The sequence below is a fragment of the Streptomyces sp. RK62 genome (assembly GCF_018070255.1).
Taxonomy (GTDB): Bacteria; Actinomycetota; Actinomycetes; order Streptomycetales; family Streptomycetaceae; genus Streptomyces; species Streptomyces nigra.
Map to the genome: position 1 here is coordinate 73,724 of NZ_JAGPYD010000015.1, position 18,369 is coordinate 92,092.

At 72.5% G+C, this 18,369-nt stretch carries 15 protein-coding genes; 4 read left to right on the forward strand and 11 right to left on the reverse strand.

The genetic code is table 11. From position 1 onward, the window contains the following. Positions 1 to 57: 57 nt before the first annotated feature. Positions 58 to 1,467 carry a uracil-xanthine permease family protein gene (locus tag KBY32_RS27090; protein ID WP_210981977.1) on the forward strand — a complete coding sequence of 470 codons (1,410 nt, stop codon included), beginning with the start codon at positions 58 to 60 and terminating at the stop codon, positions 1,465 to 1,467. Here KBY32_RS27090 and KBY32_RS27095 read toward each other — a convergent pair. Further along, positions 1,449 to 2,570 (reverse strand): glycoside hydrolase family 6 protein, encoded by a 1,122-nt coding sequence (locus tag KBY32_RS27095; RefSeq protein WP_055623747.1) that lies wholly within the window; start codon positions 2,568 to 2,570, stop codon positions 1,449 to 1,451. The two genes, KBY32_RS27090 and KBY32_RS27095, sit on opposite strands and share 19 nt — an antisense overlap. A 174-nt stretch (positions 2,571 to 2,744) precedes the next feature. Between KBY32_RS27095 and KBY32_RS27100 the strand changes: the two genes are divergently transcribed. Both KBY32_RS27100 and KBY32_RS27105 read left to right on the forward strand, forming a co-directional pair. Beyond that, entirely contained in the window at positions 2,745 to 3,431 is a 687-nt protein-coding gene (locus KBY32_RS27100) for a DUF5995 family protein (RefSeq protein ID WP_055623748.1), read from the forward strand. Positions 3,432 to 3,513: 82 nt separating this feature from the next. Continuing rightward, positions 3,514 to 4,443, forward strand: a complete 930-nt coding sequence (locus tag KBY32_RS27105) for an LLM class F420-dependent oxidoreductase (RefSeq protein ID WP_210981978.1) — start codon at positions 3,514 to 3,516, stop codon at positions 4,441 to 4,443. Between the two features lie 7 nt (positions 4,444 to 4,450). Here KBY32_RS27105 and KBY32_RS27110 read toward each other — a convergent pair whose 3' ends face one another. From KBY32_RS27110 to rpe, 9 genes are all read right to left on the reverse strand, one after another. Further along, positions 4,451 to 6,151: an NAD(P)/FAD-dependent oxidoreductase gene (locus tag KBY32_RS27110; RefSeq protein ID WP_055623750.1), complete on the reverse strand. Its 1,701-nt coding sequence runs from the start codon at positions 6,149 to 6,151 to the stop codon at positions 4,451 to 4,453. A 43-nt stretch (positions 6,152 to 6,194) separates the two neighbouring features. Further along, the gene (locus KBY32_RS27115) at positions 6,195 to 6,983 is read right to left on the reverse strand and encodes a carbon-nitrogen hydrolase family protein (RefSeq protein ID WP_210981979.1); all 789 of its coding nucleotides are present in this window, start codon (positions 6,981 to 6,983) and stop codon (positions 6,195 to 6,197) included. Positions 6,984 to 7,163: 180 nt separating this feature from the next. After that, positions 7,164 to 8,354, reverse strand: a complete 1,191-nt coding sequence (locus tag KBY32_RS27120) for an MFS transporter (RefSeq protein ID WP_210981980.1) — start codon at positions 8,352 to 8,354, stop codon at positions 7,164 to 7,166. A 124-nt stretch (positions 8,355 to 8,478) separates the two neighbouring features. Continuing rightward, positions 8,479 to 8,931, reverse strand: a complete 453-nt coding sequence (locus KBY32_RS27125; RefSeq protein ID WP_055623753.1) for an Lrp/AsnC family transcriptional regulator — start codon at positions 8,929 to 8,931, stop codon at positions 8,479 to 8,481. A gap of 10 nt (positions 8,932 to 8,941) precedes the next feature. Further along, positions 8,942 to 10,414, reverse strand: coding sequence for an amino acid permease (locus KBY32_RS27130; protein ID WP_079033784.1), 1,473 nt, complete (start codon positions 10,412 to 10,414; stop codon positions 8,942 to 8,944). Between the two features lie 405 nt (positions 10,415 to 10,819). After that, positions 10,820 to 12,271 carry a GuaB1 family IMP dehydrogenase-related protein gene (locus KBY32_RS27135; RefSeq protein WP_079033785.1) on the reverse strand — a complete coding sequence of 484 codons (1,452 nt, stop codon included), beginning with the start codon at positions 12,269 to 12,271 and terminating at the stop codon, positions 10,820 to 10,822. A gap of 119 nt (positions 12,272 to 12,390) precedes the next feature. Then, entirely contained in the window at positions 12,391 to 12,708 is a 318-nt protein-coding gene (locus KBY32_RS27140) for a barstar family protein (protein ID WP_055623754.1), read from the reverse strand. Positions 12,709 to 12,793: 85 nt separating this feature from the next. After that, positions 12,794 to 13,837, reverse strand: coding sequence for a sugar-binding transcriptional regulator (locus KBY32_RS27145; protein WP_055623755.1), 1,044 nt, complete (start codon positions 13,835 to 13,837; stop codon positions 12,794 to 12,796). A gap of 79 nt (positions 13,838 to 13,916) precedes the next feature. Continuing rightward, entirely contained in the window at positions 13,917 to 14,603 is a 687-nt protein-coding gene (gene rpe, locus KBY32_RS27150; protein WP_055623756.1) for a ribulose-phosphate 3-epimerase, read from the reverse strand. Positions 14,604 to 14,737: 134 nt separating this feature from the next. Between rpe and KBY32_RS27155 the strand changes: the two genes are divergently transcribed. Beyond that, positions 14,738 to 16,849 (forward strand): MMPL family transporter, encoded by a 2,112-nt coding sequence (locus KBY32_RS27155; RefSeq protein ID WP_115506434.1) that lies wholly within the window; start codon positions 14,738 to 14,740, stop codon positions 16,847 to 16,849. A gap of 67 nt (positions 16,850 to 16,916) precedes the next feature. On the opposite strand, the gene KBY32_RS27160 is transcribed toward KBY32_RS27155, so the two are convergent. Next, the gene (locus KBY32_RS27160; RefSeq protein WP_210981981.1) at positions 16,917 to 18,335 is read right to left on the reverse strand and encodes an RsmB/NOP family class I SAM-dependent RNA methyltransferase; all 1,419 of its coding nucleotides are present in this window, start codon (positions 18,333 to 18,335) and stop codon (positions 16,917 to 16,919) included. Positions 18,336 to 18,369 lie beyond the last annotated feature (34 nt).

Below are 18,369 nucleotides of genomic sequence, written 5' to 3' on the forward strand. Positions count from 1 at the left end.
GGTGTACCCGACAATGGTCCGGACCCCTCGTTCGCACGACGAAAGCGAAACCGCACCATGGATCTCGGCGTCCGCTGGAAACTGCACGGCGACGGACGCACTCCGGCGCCCGGCGCCGTGGTCCGCCCCGACGAACGGCTGTCCTGGCCGCGCACGGTCGGGCTCGGCGCCCAGCACGTGGTCGCGATGTTCGGGGCCAGTTTCGTCGCCCCGGTGCTCATGGGTCTCGACCCCAATCTGGCGATCATGATGTCGGGTGTCGCGACCGTGATCTTCCTGCTGGCCACACGCGGCCGGGTGCCCAGCTACCTCGGCTGCTCGCTGTCCTTCGTGGGCGTCGCGGCCGTCATCCGGGCGGACGGCGGGTCGAGCGCGGTTGTGACCGGCGCGGTCCTCGTGGTCGGCGCGGCGCTGTTCCTGGTCGGCCTGGCCGTGCAGCGGTTCGGGGCGCGGATCATCCACATCGCGATGCCGCCGATCGTGACCGGCGCGGTGGTGATGCTGATCGGCTTCAACCTCGCCCCCGTGACGGCCTCCACCTACTGGCCGCAGGACCAGTGGACGGCCCTGCTGGTGATGCTCTTCACCGGTCTGGCCGTGGTCTGCCTGCGCGGTTTCTGGTCCCGGATCGCGATCTTCCTGGGCCTGGTCCTCGGCTACGGACTGTCCTGGGTGTTCGACCGGGTCTTCGGCCGTATCCACTCGGTCGACGCGAGCGGCAAGCTCACCGACCACTGGCGGCTCGACCTGTCCGGCGTCTCCAGCGCCGACTGGATCGGCCTGCCCGATCTGCACGGCCCGTCCTTCCAGTGGTCCGCGATCCTCGTCGCGCTGCCCGTGGTCATCGCCCTGGTCGCCGAGAACGCCGGGCACGTCAAGGCCGTCGGCGAGATGACCGGCGACAACCTCGACGGCAAGCTGGGCACCGCGATCTCCGCGGACGGCGCCGCCTCGGTGCTGTCCACCGCCGTGGGCGGCCCGCCCAACACGACGTACTCCGAGAACATCGGCGTGATGGCCGCGACCCGCGTCTACTCGACCGCCGCCTACTGGGCCGCCGCCGGCTTCGCCCTCCTCTTCGGGCTCTGCCCCAAGTTCGGCGCGGTCGTGGCCGCCGTCCCCGGCGGTGTCCTCGGCGGCATCACCGTCATCCTGTACGGCATGATCGGCCTGCTCGGCGCGCAGATCTGGATCAACGCCGAGGTGGACCTGCGCAATCCGCTCAACCTGGTGCCGGCCGCCGCGGGCATCATCATCGGCGTCGGCAATGTGACGCTGAAGATCACCGACACCTTCGAGCTGAGCGGTATCGCGCTGGGCACGCTCGTCGTCATCACCGGCTATCACGCGCTGCGGGCGTTCGCCCCGGCCCATCTGCGGACGCAGCACCCGCTGCTCGACGAGGGCACGTCGTCGTACGACGAGGGCAACGCGGCCGGCGAGGGCCCTCAGCGCGCCAGCTCGTAGGCGTAGGAGGCGGTGAAGGTGCCGGGCTCCCCCTTGCAGCCGTCCGACTCCCCCGGCAGCTTCACCCACAGATAGCCGTCGATCCGGGCCTCACCGGTCGCCAGCGTGGGCGCCCGGCCCAGCTTGCGGCCCGACGGGTCGCACCACTCGCCGTCCGGCGGGGCCCCGGCGCCGTTGCGGCTGGTGTCGATGACGGCGCCCAGCCCCGGGCCGCCTCCGAGGGCGTCGAGGACCCGCCGGTCGTAGGCGATCTCGGCGGCCGTGGTGTGGAAGTTGGAGACGTTGCTGAAGACGCCGTCGGAGGACGCGGCCGACGCGGCGCCCGCCTGCCGCAGCCACGCCGCCTGCTTGGCCGGCGAGTGCCAGCCGGAGTGCCCGGCGTCGTAGTACACCCGGGCCCGGGGGTTGGCGGACTTGATGACCCGTCCGGCCCGGGCCAGGGACGCGAAGCGCGCGGCGCGCTCCCGCTCCGAGAGGCACTCGGACTGGGCGACGGAGTCCGGCTCCAGCACGACGACGACATCACCGGAGCCCAGCCCGGCGGCGAACCGGTCGATCCACGCGTCGTACGCGGCCAGGTCGGGCGCACCGCCCTCGGAGTACCCGCCGCAGTCCCGGTCCGGGATCACATACGGCACGACCACCGGGGTGCGGCCCTGCGCGGCGCCGCCCGAGGTGACCGCGCGGACCCGGGCGGTGATGGTGCCCGGGGTGAAGTCGGCGAACCAGACGGCGGCCGGCTGGGCGGCGATCCGGGACTGTATGACGGCGTGCCGGGGGTCGCCGGTGTGGTCGCGAACCCACTCGAGCACCTGGGAGTCGGGGTGGCGGTAGAGCCGGGTGGAGACCGGCGCGGCGCGCTGGGTCCGCTCAGGAGTCCTCGAGGGCGTCGCGGACGGCGTCCGCCGCGGGCTCGGGGAGGCCGACGGGGACGGGGACGCGCTCGGCGAGGCCGACGGGGACGGCGCGACGGGCAGCGCGTCCAGGCGCACCGACCGCGTCCCGGACGGCCCGGCCTGCGCGGGGTCGGGGCCGCCGTCCACGGCGGAGAGCAGCCCGGTCGTCGCTCCGGCGGCCACCACGACCGAGGCCGCCGCGACCATGGCGCTGCGCCGTGCGGACCTTCTGCGCGCGTCCCTGCGTGACGCCAGTCGCCGGGCGCGTGAGCCTGCCACCGTCCTGCTCCCCCTCCCCCACGGCGGGGCGCGTTCCCCCGTTCTGGGGAAGCGCCGGGCCCGCCGTCACTCCGGCCACCCTAAAGCTGGGAATCTGCCCCCATGGCGCAATGCGAACAATTCACCACCCCCGTGGACGCCGTCCTCTCCCGTATGCGCGCCCTCGACGCGAGGCTGCCGGAGCGCGACGGGGTCGCGGTCTTCAACCGCGTCTACCTCACCGTCACCGAGGCGGTCGACCGGCACATCGACACCGGCCGGTTCGCCGACGCGCGGGCCGCGATCACCCTGGACGTGCGGTTCGCGGAACGGTATCTCACGGCGGTGGAGACCGCCGAGGAGGCCGGGCGTCCGCCCGCCTGCTGGCGGCCCCTGTTCCAGATGCGCCGCCATCCGGGCGTACGCCCGCTGCAGTTCGCGCTCGCGGGCATCAACGCGCACATCGGGCACGATCTGGCGCTCGCCGTGGTGGACGCCTGCCGTAGCCTCGGCTGCGAACCGACCGATCTGGAGGACGAGTTCGACCGGGTGGGTGATCTGCTCGTCTCGCTGGAGGAGCACATCCGCGAGGAGCTGATGCCGGGTCCCGACCTGTTCCAGATCGCGGACCCGCTCACCCATCTGCTGGGCTCGTGGAGTCTGGAGCGGGCGCGGGACGCCACGTGGTCGGCGGCGCGTGCCCTGTGGGCGCTGCGCCGACTCCCCGAGCTGGCCGGGGAGTTCACCGAGCGGCTGGACGCCGCCGTGGGGCTGGCCGGGCGGATGCTGCTGACCCCGCTGCGGGACTGAGGGCCGGCGCCGAGTGGCGGTTCCCCGGGCCCGCAGTACGTTGGCCGATGGGGGTCCGCCGATCGCGAAGGAGCTCAGCGCCATGGCCATCCGCCTCGGACTCGGTCTTCCCCAACTGCGGCAGTACGACCTGGCCAAGGATGTGACGGACGTGGCCCGCGCCGCCGAGCGGACCGGGTACGACAGCGTCTGGGTCTACGAGCGGCTGCTGGTCCCCGAGTCGCCCACCCAGGGTCTGTACGGCGTGCCGGGGCTGCCCTGGCCGGACTGGTACCGGGGCATGGCCCACCCCCTGGTCACGCTGACCCTGGCAGCGGCGGTCACCGAGCGGGTCCGGCTGGGCACCGGAGTCGTGGTCGCCCCGCTGCACGGCCCGGTCCAGCTCGCCAAGGCCCTCGCCACCCTGGACGCCGCGAGCGGCGGGCGGGTCGTGGCGGGACTGGGCACGGGCTGGTCGACCGACGAGTTCGCCGCCGCGGGCATCGGGCCGCACGACCGGCGCGGCGGCCTCCTGGAGGAGGTCATCAAGGTCTGCCGGGCCGTGTGGGGCCCGGACCCGGTGTCCTTCGAGGGCCGTACGACGAAGATCGACGCGGCGGTGGTCGGCCCCAAGCCGGCGCGCCCGATCCCGGTCCTGGTGGCCGCGGGCGGCGACCGGGCCCTCGGGCGGGTCGTCGACCTCGGCGACGGCTGGATCCCGGTCGCCATGGACGTGCAGGGATACGCCGCCGGGTGGCGCAAGCTCCAGGACATCGCCGCCGAGCGGGGCCGTACGCGGCCGATCGAGCGGGTGCCCCGGGTGAACGCCCTGTACTCCGCCACGCCCTACGACGGCGACGACCGTCAGCCCTTCCAGGGCAGCGCCGACCAGATCGTGGCGGACCTCGCCGCGTACGCCGAGGTCGGCGTCGACGAGGTCCTGCTCGACCTCCAGACGAACCCGCGCGACGCCCAGGAGCTCAAGGACGCCGCCGCGGAGGTGTACGAGAAGGTGCGGGCCGCCGGGCTCTGAGCCGAGGTCAGTCCTCGGGCAGCTCGACCGGCGCGATCTCGTCGTAGACGTCGCCCGGACCCGGGTTGGTGGAGTCCGTGCCGCCGCCCAGGTGGTGCATGACGCCCCACACCGCGTTCAGCGCGGTCTGGACGGCGCCCTCGGCCCAGCCGGCGGTCCAGGAGATGTCGTCGCCGGCGAGGAAGATGCCCCGCTTGTCCTCGGGCAGCCGGTCCTGCATGAAGTGCGTGAACAGGCGCCGCTGGTAGCGGTAGTGACCGGGCAGGTTGGCCTTGAACGCGCCCATGAAGTAGGGCTCGTTCTCCCAGGAGACGGTCACCGGGTTGCCGATGATGTGCTTCCTGATGTCGACCTTCGGGTAGATCTCGCCGAGCGACTTCAGCATGACCTCCATCCGCTCGTTCGCGGACAGCGGCAGCCACTTCAGGCTGTCGTCGCACCAGGTGTAGGAGAGGCAGATGACGGCGGGCTTGTCCGGGCCGTCGTCCAGCAGATAGGTGCCGCGGGTCATACGGTCGGTGAGCGTCATCGACATGACGTCCCGCCCGGTCTCCTCGTCCTTGTCCAGCCAGAACGGCCGGTCCACGGGCACGAAGAGCTTGCTGGACTCCATGTAGTGGGTGCGCTCGATCGCGGTCCAGTGGTCGATCGGGAAGAGCGAGTCGTCGCAGGCGATCTTGGAGAGCAGCATCCAGGACTGGGCGGTGAAGATCGCCGCCCGGTAGGTGCGGATGTCACCGGTCGCGTCGGTCACGGTGATCCGGTTGCCGGCGGCCCGGTGCAGGCGGGTGACGGCCGGGCGGGGCGCGCCCTCGGCGTGCAGGGACTTCAGGGACGTCCCGTACGGCCAGTGGACGATCTTCTCCGGCTCGCGCTCCCACAGGCGCAGCGGCAGCTGCTGGGAGCCGCCGACGATGCCGCGGTGGTGGTCGTCGGCCTCGGTGTAGACGACGCGCAGGATCTCCAGGATGGAGTTCGGGAAGTCGGTGTCCCAGCCGCCGGTGCCGAAGCCGACCTGGCCGAAGATCTCGCGGTGCCGGAACGACTTGAAGGCCTCGGAGTCGCAGAGGAAGCCGTAGAAGGTCTGGTTGTCGAGCTTCTCGACGAGCTTGGCCCAGATCTCGCGGATGCGCGGCACGTCGCGCTCCCGCATGGCCTGGTTCATGTCGGAGAAGTCGGCGCCCTCCTCCAGGCACTTGTTCCAGGCGGCGGCGACGTCGCGGTAGACCTGCGGCAGGTCGTCGATCGTCTCGGCGTAGTGCGACTCGCCCTTGAGGTCCACGACCGTCGACGGGGTGGACTCGGCGAGGGGGTTGGGGAACGGCCGGGTCTCCAGGCCCACCAGGTCGATGTAGTGCTGGAGGGCCGTGGAGGACGGCGGGAAGCGCATCGCGCCCATCTCGGCGGTCAGGCCCTCGGTGCTGGGGCCGTCGAAGCCGACGGTGCGCAGCCGGCCGCCGATCTGGTCGGCCTCGTAGACGACGGGCTTGAGGCCCATCTTCATCAGCTCGTAGGCGGCGACGATGCCGGACAGGCCGCCGCCGATGACGGCGACCTCGGTGCCGTGCTCGGTGGCGGGTATCTGGCCGAGGCCGGCCGGGTGGTTCAGGAAGTCGTCGTACGCGTAGGGGAAGTCCGGGCCGAACATGGTGATCGGCGGCTGCTGCTCGTCGGCGTGCTGGACGGCGGTGGGCACCGTGGACGTCATGGGGTACGGACTCCTTGCGACTGCGGGGGAAGAGCGGGGAGGGTCAGACGAGGGACCCGTAGAGGCCGGGGCGGCGGTCCTGCAGATACGGGTTGGCCTCGCGGGAGGCGGCGACGAGGGCGGGGTCGACGTCGGCGAGGACGAGGTCCTCGGCGCGGCCCGCGCGGGTGCGGGCGATCCCGTCGGGCCCGGCGAGCGTGGAGAGCCCGACGAACTCGAACTCCCCCTCCCGGCCGACCCGGTTGACGTACGCGACGTACATCTGGTTCTCGAAGGCCCGCACCGGGATCATCGACTCGGCGACGAACTGGAACGGGTGCATCTGCGCGGTCGGGACGATCAGCAGCTCGGTGCCGGCCAGCGCATGGGCGCGGACGTTCTCCGGGAACTCGACGTCGTAGCAGATCAGGATGCCGACGCGGACGCCGTCTACCTCGGTCTGGACGACCTGCCGGTCGCCGGGGGTGAAGTGGTCGCGCTCGAAGCAGCCGAAGAGGTGCGTCTTGCGGTAGTTGGCGAGCCGGGTGCCGTCGGCGGAGATCAGCTGCGCGGAGTTGTGGACGGTGTCGCCGGCGCGCTCGGGGTAGCCGTAGGCGATCGCGAGGCCGTGCCGGGCCGCGGTCTCCGCGACCGCGTCGGCGGCGTCGCCGTCGGCGGGCTCGGCGAGCCGGGCGATGTCGTCGCCGATCGCGTACCCGGTGAGGAACATCTCCGGCGCCACCAGCAGCCCGGCGCCCGCGGCGGCGGCACGGCCCGCGGCCTCGTCGAGGACCTTGAGGTTCTCGACGGTGGAGCCGGGCCGGCCGGAGCTCTGGAGCAGGGCGGTGCGCATGTGTCCTCACCGGGGCGAAAGGGTGGTTGTGTGGGCCATGTAGAAGGTACGGTCGGGCGCCCGACAGGGACAAGAAGGAGCCGTTGCGCGCCGGTGAGCGGTTCGTTGCGTCCGTGGACGTCTTCGCGGCGATTCGTTGCGCGGCCCGGGTGCGGGGGCCGCCCCCCGCACCCTTCACCGTCACGCCGGGGCGGCCCTGGCCCTGGTCAGCGCCACCGCCGTCACGACGTACGGAATCGCCAGCACCGCGAACACGGTGCCGTGGGAGAGGTCCGTGCCGAGCAGCGCGTACGCGCCGAACGCGGCGACCGTGGCCAGCTCGGTGCCCAGGCTCGCCACCGAGGTGAGCGTGGCCCGGCGGGCCTCCTCGATCCGGTGCTGGAGGCGGACGTCGGCGAGCACCTCGGCCAGCTGGAATCCGGCGAAGGCGAGCCCGACCAGGGCGATCCCGGCCAGGGTGCGCGACGCGGCGCCGACGGCGAGGGCGAGGGCCGCGCCCATGAGCAGCGCCGCCAGGCCCCGGGTGCCGAGCCGCTCGGCGGGCCCGGCGAGGAGACCGCCCGCGGTGACGGCGGCCCAGACCAGCATCACCAGGTACGGCACGGCCGCCTCGGTCACCCCGAGGTCGCGGACCAGCAGCGGGACGTACTCGTCGAGCGCGCCCCACACCGCGGCGACGGCCGGGACCAGCAGCAGGGCGCCGCGTACGGCCCGGTCGCCGCGCGCCTCGGCGAGCCCGGTCCGCAGCGTCTCGGCCCAGCCTCCGTGGGCGGTGGCGGGACGCTCCCGCCGTTCGGGGAACCGGGTGGCGAGTGCGGCGGTCAGCAGGCACGCCAGGACGCTCGCGCCGCCGACGGCCGGGTAGCCGCCCCAGGCGAGCACGGGACCGGCGAGGCCGAGGGAGGCCACGGTGCCCAGCAGACGCGCGGCACGGGCCCGGCCCATGACGCGCGCGTACCGGCCGACGGCGTCACACCGGTCCAGTTCGTCGTAGACGAGGGCCTCCAGCGCCCCGGAGCCGAGCGCTCCGCCGGCGCCCCACAGCACGAAGCCGACGGCGAAGGCGGCGTACGACGGGACGGCCACCCACAGTGCGAAGCCGGTGGCGGTGAGCAGGGGGCCGATCCACAGCAGCCGGCGCCGGGACACCTGGTCGGCCCAGACGCCCGAGGGCACCTCGAGCAGCACACAGGTGAGCGACCACAGGGCGAAGAGCGAGGAGACCTCGTGGAGCGACAGGCCGGTGCCGGCGAAGAGCAGCGCGTACACCGGGTAGAGCAGGACGAAGTCGTCGAGGAACGCGTAGCCGTACAGCGTGGCCGTCAGGCGCCGTACGCCGGTCGTGGGCACACGCGTGGGTGAGAGTGACATGGGGCCTTCCCGCAGGGACGTCTCGGACACCGGGGGTACGGCGTCCGGGGCGGGCCTCGGGAGGCGCGGCGGGTGGATCAATGTCGCCAGGTCATGACACCGATGATAGGCGCCGGGGCGGGTCTCAGGTGGGCGAGCCGGAGGAGAAGCGGCGCAGCAGCGGGGAGAGCACCAGCACCGACTTGGTCCGCTCGACGAACGGCTCCCCCGCGATCCGCTCCAGGACCCGTTCGAAGTGCCGCATGTCCGAGGCGAACACCTGCACGACGGCGTCCGCGTCGCCGGTGACGGTCGACGCGGCGACGACCTCCTGGTACGGCTCAAGACCTCGCCGGATGGTCTCCGGCGAGGTGTTGTGCCGGCAGTAGATCTCGACGAACCCCTCGGTCTCCCAGCCGAGGGCCGACGGGTCCACGCGGACGGTGAAGCCGGTGATGGCCCCGGTGGCCCGCAGCCGGTCCACGCGCCGCTTCACGGCGGGCGCGGACAGGCCGACCAGTTGCCCGATGTCGGCGTAGGAGCGGCGGGCGTCCTCGGCGAGGGCGTGCACGATGCGTTCGTCGAGATCGTTCAGCACTGCGGGCGGTTCACTTCACTTCAGGCACGGCGAGACGGGACCGGCGATACCCGTACAGGAAGTAGAACACGAGTCCGGCGGCCATCCAGCACCCGAAGACCACCCAGGTGACGGTGTCGAGGCTGAACATGTTGTACGCGCAGAACAGGAAGCCGAGCACCGGCAGCACCGGCCCGAACGGCACCCGGAAGGTGCGCTCCAGCTCCGGCCGCTTCACCCGCAGCACGATCACCGCGATGTTGACCAGCGCGAAGGCGAAGAGCGTGCCGATGCTGGTGGCGTCGACGAGCTTGCCCAGCGGGATGAGCGCGGCCAGGGCGCCGCAGAACAGCGAGACGATCACCGTGTTGAGGCGGGGGGCGCCGGTCTTCGCGTGGACCTTGCCGAGCGCCTTGGGGACCAGGCCGTCGCGGGACATGGCGAACAGGACGCGGGTCTGGCCGTAGAGGACGGTGAGGACCACGCTGGCGATGGAGATGACCGCGCCGAGGGCGAGCAGCGTGCCCCAGAAGGACTGGCCGCTGACGTCGGTCATGATCGCGGCGAGGGAGGCCTGGGAGCCCTCGAACTTCGTCCAGTTCCAGGCGCCGACGGCGACCGCGGCGACGAGGACGTACAGCGCGGTCACGATGATCAGCGAGAGCATGATCGCCCGCGGCAGGTCCTTCTTGGGGTTCTTGGCCTCCTCGCCGGCGGTGGAGGCGGCGTCGAAGCCGATGTAGGAGAAGAACAGCGTGGCGCCCGCGGCGCTCACCCCGGCCATGCCGAGCGGCATGAAGTCCTCGTAGTTGCCGGACTTGAAGCCGGTGAAGCCGACCGCGCAGAACAGCACCAGCGCGGCGATCTTCACGGCGACCATGATCGTGTTGGCGCGGGCGGACTCACGGACCCCGCCGAGCAGGAAGACCATCGCCAGCAGGACGACGACCAGCGCCGGCAGGTTGATGATCCCGCCCTCGCCGGGCGCCGAGGACAGCAGCGCCGGGATGGTGACGCCTATGGTCCCGTCGAGCAGTTCGTTCAGGTACTCGCCCCAGCCGACGGCGACGGCGGCCACCGAGACGCCGTACTCCAGGACCAGACACCAGCCGCAGACCCAGGCGACGAGCTCGCCCATCGTTGCGTACGCATACGAGTACGACGAGCCGGCGACGGGGATGCTGCCCGCCAGCTCGGCGTACGACAGGGCCGAGAAGAGGGCCGTCAGACCGGCGATCACGAAGGCCAGGGTGACCGCGGGGCCGGCCTCCGGGACCGCGTCGCCGAGGACGACGAAGATGCCGGTGCCGAGGGTGGCACCGATGCTGATCATGGTGAGCTGCCACAGCCCGAGGGAGCGTCGCAGGGACCCTCCCTCGCCCTGGCCACCCTCCGCGACCAGGTGTTCCACGGGCTTGCGGCGCATCAGGCGCGCGCCGAGGCCAACGGGGGCGGGGGCGGCTGTCTGGCCTCTGTCCTGCGGGGGTGCGCCTTGGTCGAGCACGTGCTGGCTCCTTGTCGCTGCCGGTCAGGGCGGCAGGGACCGGTGGCACCCCTGAGGGCGGGGACCCACCGAGCGGGGTCCCTGCCACGCCACGTTCGAGGCGACAGCCTATGAGCTTCGACGTTGCGGGTGAAATGCAGCAACCTTGCGCATACCCGCAAGATCATTGCGTGTCCGGCGACTCGGTGGGGTTTCATTGCACCGGGGCTTTCGACCGTTGCACAGGGCGACCGATCAGCGGCGTTCACCACAGGCGCCGGAAGGGGCGCGCCCGCGCGCGAACACCCCCCACGCACCCGCGGCCGCCCGAGCACAGCGGGACCCGAGCTGTCCGGCGCACACCGGCACACGAAACGGCCCCCGCCCTCCCGAACCACGGGACGGCAGGGGCCGTTTGAAGAGACATCAGCTCCAGCTGGCGTGCAAGGGCTTGCCCTCCGCGTAGCCGGCGGCGCTCTGGATGCCCACGACGGCCTTCTCCGCGAACTCCTCGAGGGAGCCGGCGCCCGCGTAGGTGCAGGACGACCGCACGCCCGCGATGATCGAGTCGATCAGGTCCTCCACACCGGGCCGGGCCGGGTCGAGGAACATCCGCGACGTCGAGATGCCCTCCTCGAACAGCGCCTTGCGGGCGCGGTCGTACGCCGACTCCTCGGACGTGCGGTTGGCCACGGCCCGCGCGGACGCCATGCCGAACGACTCCTTGTAGAGCCGCCCGCTCGAGTCCTGCTGCAGATCGCCCGGCGACTCGTAGGTGCCGGCGAACCAGGAGCCGATCATCACGTTGGACGCGCCGGCGGCGAGCGCCATGGCGACGTCGCGCGGGTGCCGGACGCCACCGTCGGCCCACACGTGCTTGCCGTACTTCTTCGCCTCGGCCGCGCACTCCAGAACCGCCGAGAACTGCGGGCGCCCGACGCCGGTCATCATGCGGGTGGTGCACATCGCGCCGGGGCCGACCCCGACCTTGATGATGTCCGCGCCGGCCTCGATCAGATCGCGCACGCCCTCGGCGGCGACGATGTTGCCCGCGACGATCGGCACCTGGGGGTCGAGCGCCCGCACGGTCCGGATCGCGGCGATCATCGACTCCTGGTGCCCGTGGGCGGTGTCGATGACCAGGGTGTCCACGCCCGCGTCGAGCAGCTGCTTGGCCTTGCCGGCCACATCGCCGTTGATGCCCACGGCGGCCGCAATGCGCAGCTTGCCGGCGGCGTCGACGGCCGGGCTGTACAGGGTGGCGCGCAGGGCGCCCTTGCGGGTCAGGATGCCCGCGAGCCGGCCGTCGGCGTCGACGGCGGGCGCGTAGCGGCGGTTGTGGGAGTCGAGCTTGTTGAAGGCCTCGCGCGGGTCGATGTCGGCGTCCAGCAGGAGCAGGTCGCGGGACATGACGACCTCGAGCTGCGTGAAGCGGTCCACGCCGGACAGGTCGGCGTCGGTGACCACGCCGACGGGACGGTGGTCGTCGTCGACGACGACCCCGGCGTTGTGGGCGCGCTTGGGCAGCAGCGACAGCGCGTCGGCGACGGTCTGGTGCGGGGCCAGCACGATCGGGGTGTCCAGGACGTGGTGGCGGCTCTTCACCCAGGTGACGACCTCGGTGACGACCTCGTTGGGGATGTCCTGCGGGATGACGACCAGCCCACCGCGCCGGGCGACCGTCTCGGCCATCCGGCGGCCGGCGATGGCGGTCATGTTGGCGACGACCAGCGGGATGGTGGTACCCGTGCCGTCCGGGGAGCTGAGGTCCACGCCCTGCCGCGAACCGACCGCGCTGCGGCTCGGGACCATGAAGACGTCGTCGTACGTCAGGTCGTACGGGGGCTGGATGTCGTTGAGGAAACGCACGTGCTGCACATCCCAGTCGATCAGAGGTGGCCCCCGGACAGGACAGCCAGGGGGAAGAGCACGTACTTCATTGTCCCATGCTGACCGGAACGCCCTGAACGGTCACATCGTCCAAGCAGGTCGGACCCCTACTTGGAGGAACCTCCGAGGTCGAGCAGCACGGTGAGGTCCCGGGTGCGGTCCGCCGCCTCCGTGAACACGTCCCGGGCCACCCGCCACTCCTCGGGCCGCTCCTCCGCGTAGGACCGCCAGTTCCGTACGACGACCCACAGGCCCCGCTCCCGGGCGTCCTGCGGCCAGACGGTCCGGTCGGACAGGGAGTCCGCCAGCGCGTCCCAGTTGCGCCCGAACCAGTCGGGCAGCCGCAGGGCCTCGGCGCAGCGGTCCATCAGGGCCGCCTTGTCCGTGACCCCGTCGAGGTCCAGCGTGACCACGAGCTCCGTCATCCGTGCACCGCTCCGATGATCGTCGATGATGGATCGTCGATACGCGAAGGGGGCGGCACCGGGCCGCCCCCTCTCCGGCATACCGTCAGTTCCCGTCCGGGTCCGACCTGCTGAGCGCCGGCTTGGGCGTCGGGCCCGCCGCCATCAGCACGTCCGCCGCGGACGTGTCCGTCACCAGGCTGGTGACGAGCCCCGAGCGCAGCACCGCGTCGATCGCGGCCGCCTTGCGCGCACCGCCCGCGATCGCGACGACCTCGGGGATACGGCGGAGCTGGTCGGCCTTGACGGTGATGCACCGCTCGCCGAGGTCCCGGCCGACCCGGCGGCCCTGGGCGTCGAAGAGGTGCGCGGACATCTCGGCGGCGACGCCGAGCGAAGCGTAGTGCGCCCGCTCCTCGTCGCTGAGCATGTCGTGCACCGTCGAGATGCCCGGCTCCCAGGAGCCGATGGAGACACAGGCGACCGTGACCTTGTCGAAGTACTCGAAGGCCCGGGCGATGCCCGTCTGGTGCCGCAGCGCCTCCGCGGTGGCCGCGTCCGGCAGCAGCATCGGCGCGTAGATGGGGTGCGCGTCGCCGCCGGAGACCTGCGCGGCCCGCCGGACGGCCTCCACCGAGCCGCGCTCGGCGGTCCCGGCGTCGTACACGCCGGTCAGCTGGACCACGGTGCACGGTGGCAGCCGGTTGAGGGCCGCGGCCATGTGGATGGTGGACCGGCCCCAGGCCAGGCCGAGGACGTCCCCCTCGTCGACCAGCTCGCCGAGCAGGTCGGCGGCCACCTCTCCCAGGTTCTCCGGGTCGGGTGTCTCCTCGGCGTCGGCCGGGGACTCCACGACCACGGCGTGCCGCAGGCCGTACCGGGCGCGGAGCGCGTCCGAGCGCTCGGCGTCCAGTTCGGCCGGCACGCGGATCTCGATGCGCACCAGATCCCGTTCGAGAGCGGTCTCCAGGACCCGGGCCACCTTGAAGCGGCTGACGCCGAACTCCTCCGCGATCTGGATCTTGGATTTCCCCTCGAGGTAGAAGCGGCGGGCCATGGCCGCCGCCTGCACCAGCTCAGCGGGTCCCATCCGCATGGCTGACCGGCCCGCCGACATACCCGACACGGCGATCTCCTCACTGCTGTTCACACTCTGGATTCGCCGTTCATCCTTGCAGATCCGGCGCTGCTGATCCGCCCTGATGGGCGGGCGTTCACGTTCCCTTGGTTCAGTGGCCGCACGCCCAGGCGGCCGTCCTGGTGGCCTCGTCGGCTCGGGCCCGCAGCGCGCGGACCGCTTCCGCCGGGTCGTCGGCCCCGTAGACCGCCGAGCCGGCGACGAACACGTCGGCGCCCGCCTCGGCGCATCGCTCGATCGTGGAGGCCGAGACCCCGCCGTCCACCTGGAGCCAGAGCTGCAGACCGTGCTTGCTGATCAACTCGCGGGTGCGGCGAATCTTCGGAAGCATGATGTCGAGGAACGCCTGGCCGCCGAATCCGGGCTCGACCGTCATGATCAGCAGCATGTCGAGCTCGGGGAGCAGGTCCTCGTACGGCTCGATGGGGGTCGCGGGCTTGAGCGCCATGGAGGCACGGGCGCCCTTGGCCCTGATCTCCCGGGCCAGCCGGACGGGAGCCGCGGCGGCCTCGACATGGAAGGTGACGGAGGAGGCGCCCGCCTCGACGTACTGGGGCGCCCAGCGGTCCGGCGCCTCGATCATCAGATGGCAGTCCAGCGGGGTGTCCGTGGCACGGGCCAGCGACTCCACGACCGGCACGCCGAGGGTGAGGTTCGGGACGAAATGGTTGTCCATGACGTCGACGTGGAGGAAGTCGGCTCCCTCGACCGCCCTGGCCTCGTCCGCGAGGCGGGCGAAATCGGCGGACAGGATGCTGGGGTTGATCTGCGCGGCCATGACCCAAGCCTGCCATGCCCGGGCGAGATTGTTACCCCCGGTCCAGACCTGAGGCGATCGGCGTATGCCGCGGCGGGGCCGCGCGCGTCATACCGGGCGGCCGACCGGGTCGTCGGACGGCTGCGGGGGTGGCGATGACCGGAACGCGGGGCGTGGCGCACCTGGTGTGCGGACGGCGCTCGAAATGGGTCGTCCTGGTGCTGTGGCTGGTCGTCCTGTTCGGGACGGCACCGCTGGCCCAGAAGCTGACGGACGCGCAGGACAACGACGCGGCCTCGTGGCTGCCGGGCTCCGCCGAATCCACGCAGGTCCTCCACCTCTCCGAGAACTTCCGGCCGGAGCAGATCCCGGCGGTGGTGGTCTACGCCCGTGACGGCGGGCTGACGGCCCGGGACCGGGCGGAGATCGCCGAGGACGTGTCCGAGCTCAAGCGGCTGACCGACCACGGCATCCGGGGCGCCGAGACCCGCGGTCCCGTCTTCGACCGGGAGACCGATCCGCGCGCGGCGCAGGTGCTGGTGCCGATCACCATGGACGAGAAGGGCTGGGAGCGCATCTCGCCCGCCGTCGAGTCGATCCGGGACGTCGTCGGCACGGGCGGGGCCGGGCTCGCCGTGCACATCACGGGCCCCGGCGGCACCTCGGCGGACTTCGCCGAGGCGTTCGAGGGCATCGACTCCACGCTGCTGTTCGCGGCGATGACGGTCGTCATCGTGATGCTGCTGATCACGTACCGGAGTCCGTCGCTGCTGCTGGTCCCGCTGGTCTCCGTGATCGTCGCCCTGTTCACCGCGCAGGCCCTCATCTACCTGCTGGCGCGGCACGGGGGCCTGACCGTCAACGGCCAGAGCGCGGGCATCCTCACGGTGCTGGTGTTCGGCGCCGGGACCGACTACGCCCTGCTGCTCGTCGCCCGCTACCGGGAGGAGCTGCGCCGCCACGACGACCGGCACGAGGCGATGGCACGCGCCCTGCACCGGGCCGGCCCCGCGGTGATCGCCTCCGGCGCGACCGTCGTGGTGAGCATGCTGGTGCTGCTGGCGGCGGAGATGAACTCCACCAGCGGCCTCGGTCCGGTCGCGGCGATCGGCGTCGCGGTCGCGCTGATCGCGATGATGAGCCTGTTCCCGGCGCTGCTGGTGATCTTCGGCCGCTGGATCTTCTGGCCGGTGATCCCGCGCCTCGGCACCGAGAACCCCGACGAGCGGGGCGTCTGGGCCCGTCTCGGCCGGCGTATCGCGCACCGGCCACGGGTGACCTGGGTGGCCACGGCCGTCGCGCTGGCGATCTGCTCGCTCGGCCTCATCCAGCTGCGCGCGGAGGGCCTGAGCAACGCCGACGCGTTCACGGACAAGCCGGACTCGATCACCGGGCAGGAGGTGTCGGAACGGTACTTCCCGGCGGGCAGCGGCGACCCGCTGGTCATCGTCAGCAACCGGGCCCAGGCCGTGCAGGTGGGACGGGCCGTGGCGGAGACCGAGGGTGTCGTGCCCACGTCGCTGGGGCTGCCGCCGGGCACCCGGCCCGCGTGGGACGGCAAGGTGCTCTTCGAGGCGACGATGACCGCCCCCGCCGACAGCCAGGCCGCCAAGGAGACCGTCGAGCGGGTCAGGGACGCCGTGCACGCCGTCCCGGACGCCGACGCGAAGGTCGGCGGCGGCACGGCGGCCCTGCTGGACATGGACCGGGCGACCACCCACGACAACATCCTCATCATCCCGCTGGTGCTGCTCGTGGTCCTGCTGATCCTGTGCGTCCTGCTGCGCGCGCTGATCGCCCCGCTGCTGCTCGTCGGGACGGTGATCCTGTCGTTCACGGCGGCCCTCGGCATCAGCGCGCTGGCGTTCCGCCATGTCTTCGACTACGCGGGCGAGGCGACGGACTTCCCGCTGTTCGTCTTCGTGTTCCTGGTGGCCCTCGGCATCGACTACAACATCTTCCTCACCACACGCATCCGCGAGGAGGCCACGCACCAGGGCACCCGCCCCGGCGTGGTCACGGGCCTCGCCGCGACGGGCGCGGTCATCACCTCGGCCGGTCTCGTCCTGGCGGGCACCTTCGCCGCGCTCGGCACGCTGCCGATGGTCGCCTTCGCCGAGATCGGCTTCACGGTGGCCCTGGGCGTGCTCCTGGACACGTTCATCGTGCGCTCGGTCCTGGTGACGTCGCTGTTCCTGGACGTGGGCCCGTCCGTGTGGTGGCCCAACCGGCTGGAACCGGCGGCGGCCCCGCCCGCACGCGAGTGAGGCGGGGGCGCGTCAGGCGGGGGCGGCGCGCGTGAGACGGGGTGAGCGTGTCAGGCGGGGGCGCGTGTCAGGCCACGCGCCGCATGAGCGCCAGGTACATGGCGTCCGTGCCGTGGACATGGGGCCAGAGCTGGACGTCCGGTCCGTCGCCCAGCTCTGGCACACCCGGCAGCAGCTCGCGCGCGTCGATCATCTCGACGCCGGTCCGCTGCTTGAGCACGTCGTCCACGACCGCCCGGGTCTCGGCGAGGTGCGGCGAGCAGGTGGCGTAGCCGACGACGCCGCCCACCCGCACGGCCTCCAGCGCGCTGCGCAGCAGTCCCCGCTGCAGCGGCCCGAACCCGTCCAGGTCCTCGGGCCGGCGGCGCCACCGCGCCTCGGGCCGGCGCCGCAGGGCGCCCAGCCCGGTGCAGGGCACGTCCACCAGCACGCGGTCGAAACTGCCCGGCCGCCACGCCGGCCGCGTCCCGTCCGCGGCGATCACCTGGTACGGCCCCGGGTTGCCGGCCAGGGCGCGGGCCACGAGCCCCGCCCGGTGCGGCTGCTTCTCGGAGGCGACGAGCAGGGCGCCCCGCTGGGCGGCCACCGCGCCGAGCAGCGCCGCCTTGCCGCCGGGTCCGGCGCAGCCGTCGAGCCAGCGCCGGTCCGGGCCCTCCAGCGGCGCGTTCGCCAGGGCGAGCGCGACGAGCTGGCTGCCCTCGTCCTGCACGCCCGCACGCCCGTCGCGCACGGCCTCGATCGCGCCGGGCTCCCCGCCCTCGGCGAGCCGCACGGCGTACGGGGACCAGCGCCCCGGCACCGCGGCATCCTCGGCCAGCAGCTCCTCGGTCGTGGCCCTGCCCGGGCGGGCGACCAGCGTCACCTCGGGCCGTTCGTTGTCGGCCTCCAGCAGACGCTCGATGCCGGCGCGGCCGCCGCCGAGCGAGTCCCACAGCGCCGAGACGACCCAGCGCGGGTGCGAGTGGACGACCGAGAGATGGTCCTCGGGGTCGTCGTCGTAGGGCGGCGCGACCCGCTGGATCCAGCCGTCGAGGTCGTCCTGGGCGACCTTGCGCAGCACGGCGTTGACGAACTTGGCCCGTCCGTCGCCCAGCACGACCCGGGCCAGCTCCACCGACGCGGACACGGCGGCGTGGGTCGGGATGCGCGTCCCGAGCAGCTGGTGGGTGCCGAGGCTGAGCACGTCGAGCACCGGCGGGTCGACCTCACGCAGCGGCCGGTCCACGCAGGCCGCGATGACGGCGTCGTACGTGCCCTGCCGGCGCAGGGTGCCGTAGACCAGCTCGGTCGCGAGCGCGGCGTCCCGTCCGTCGAAGTCGCCCTTCTCGCGGGCCTTGCGCAGCAGCGGCGGCAGCACGAGGTTGGCGTACGCGTCCCGCTCGTCCACGGCGCGCAGCGCCTCGAAGGCGAGGATGCGGACGGGGTCCTTCTGGGGCCGACGGTACGGCTTGCCGGGCCTGCGGGGCCGACGGGAGGTGTCGCTCACGAAAAAGGTGCTCCGGATAGCTGGACGAGAGATA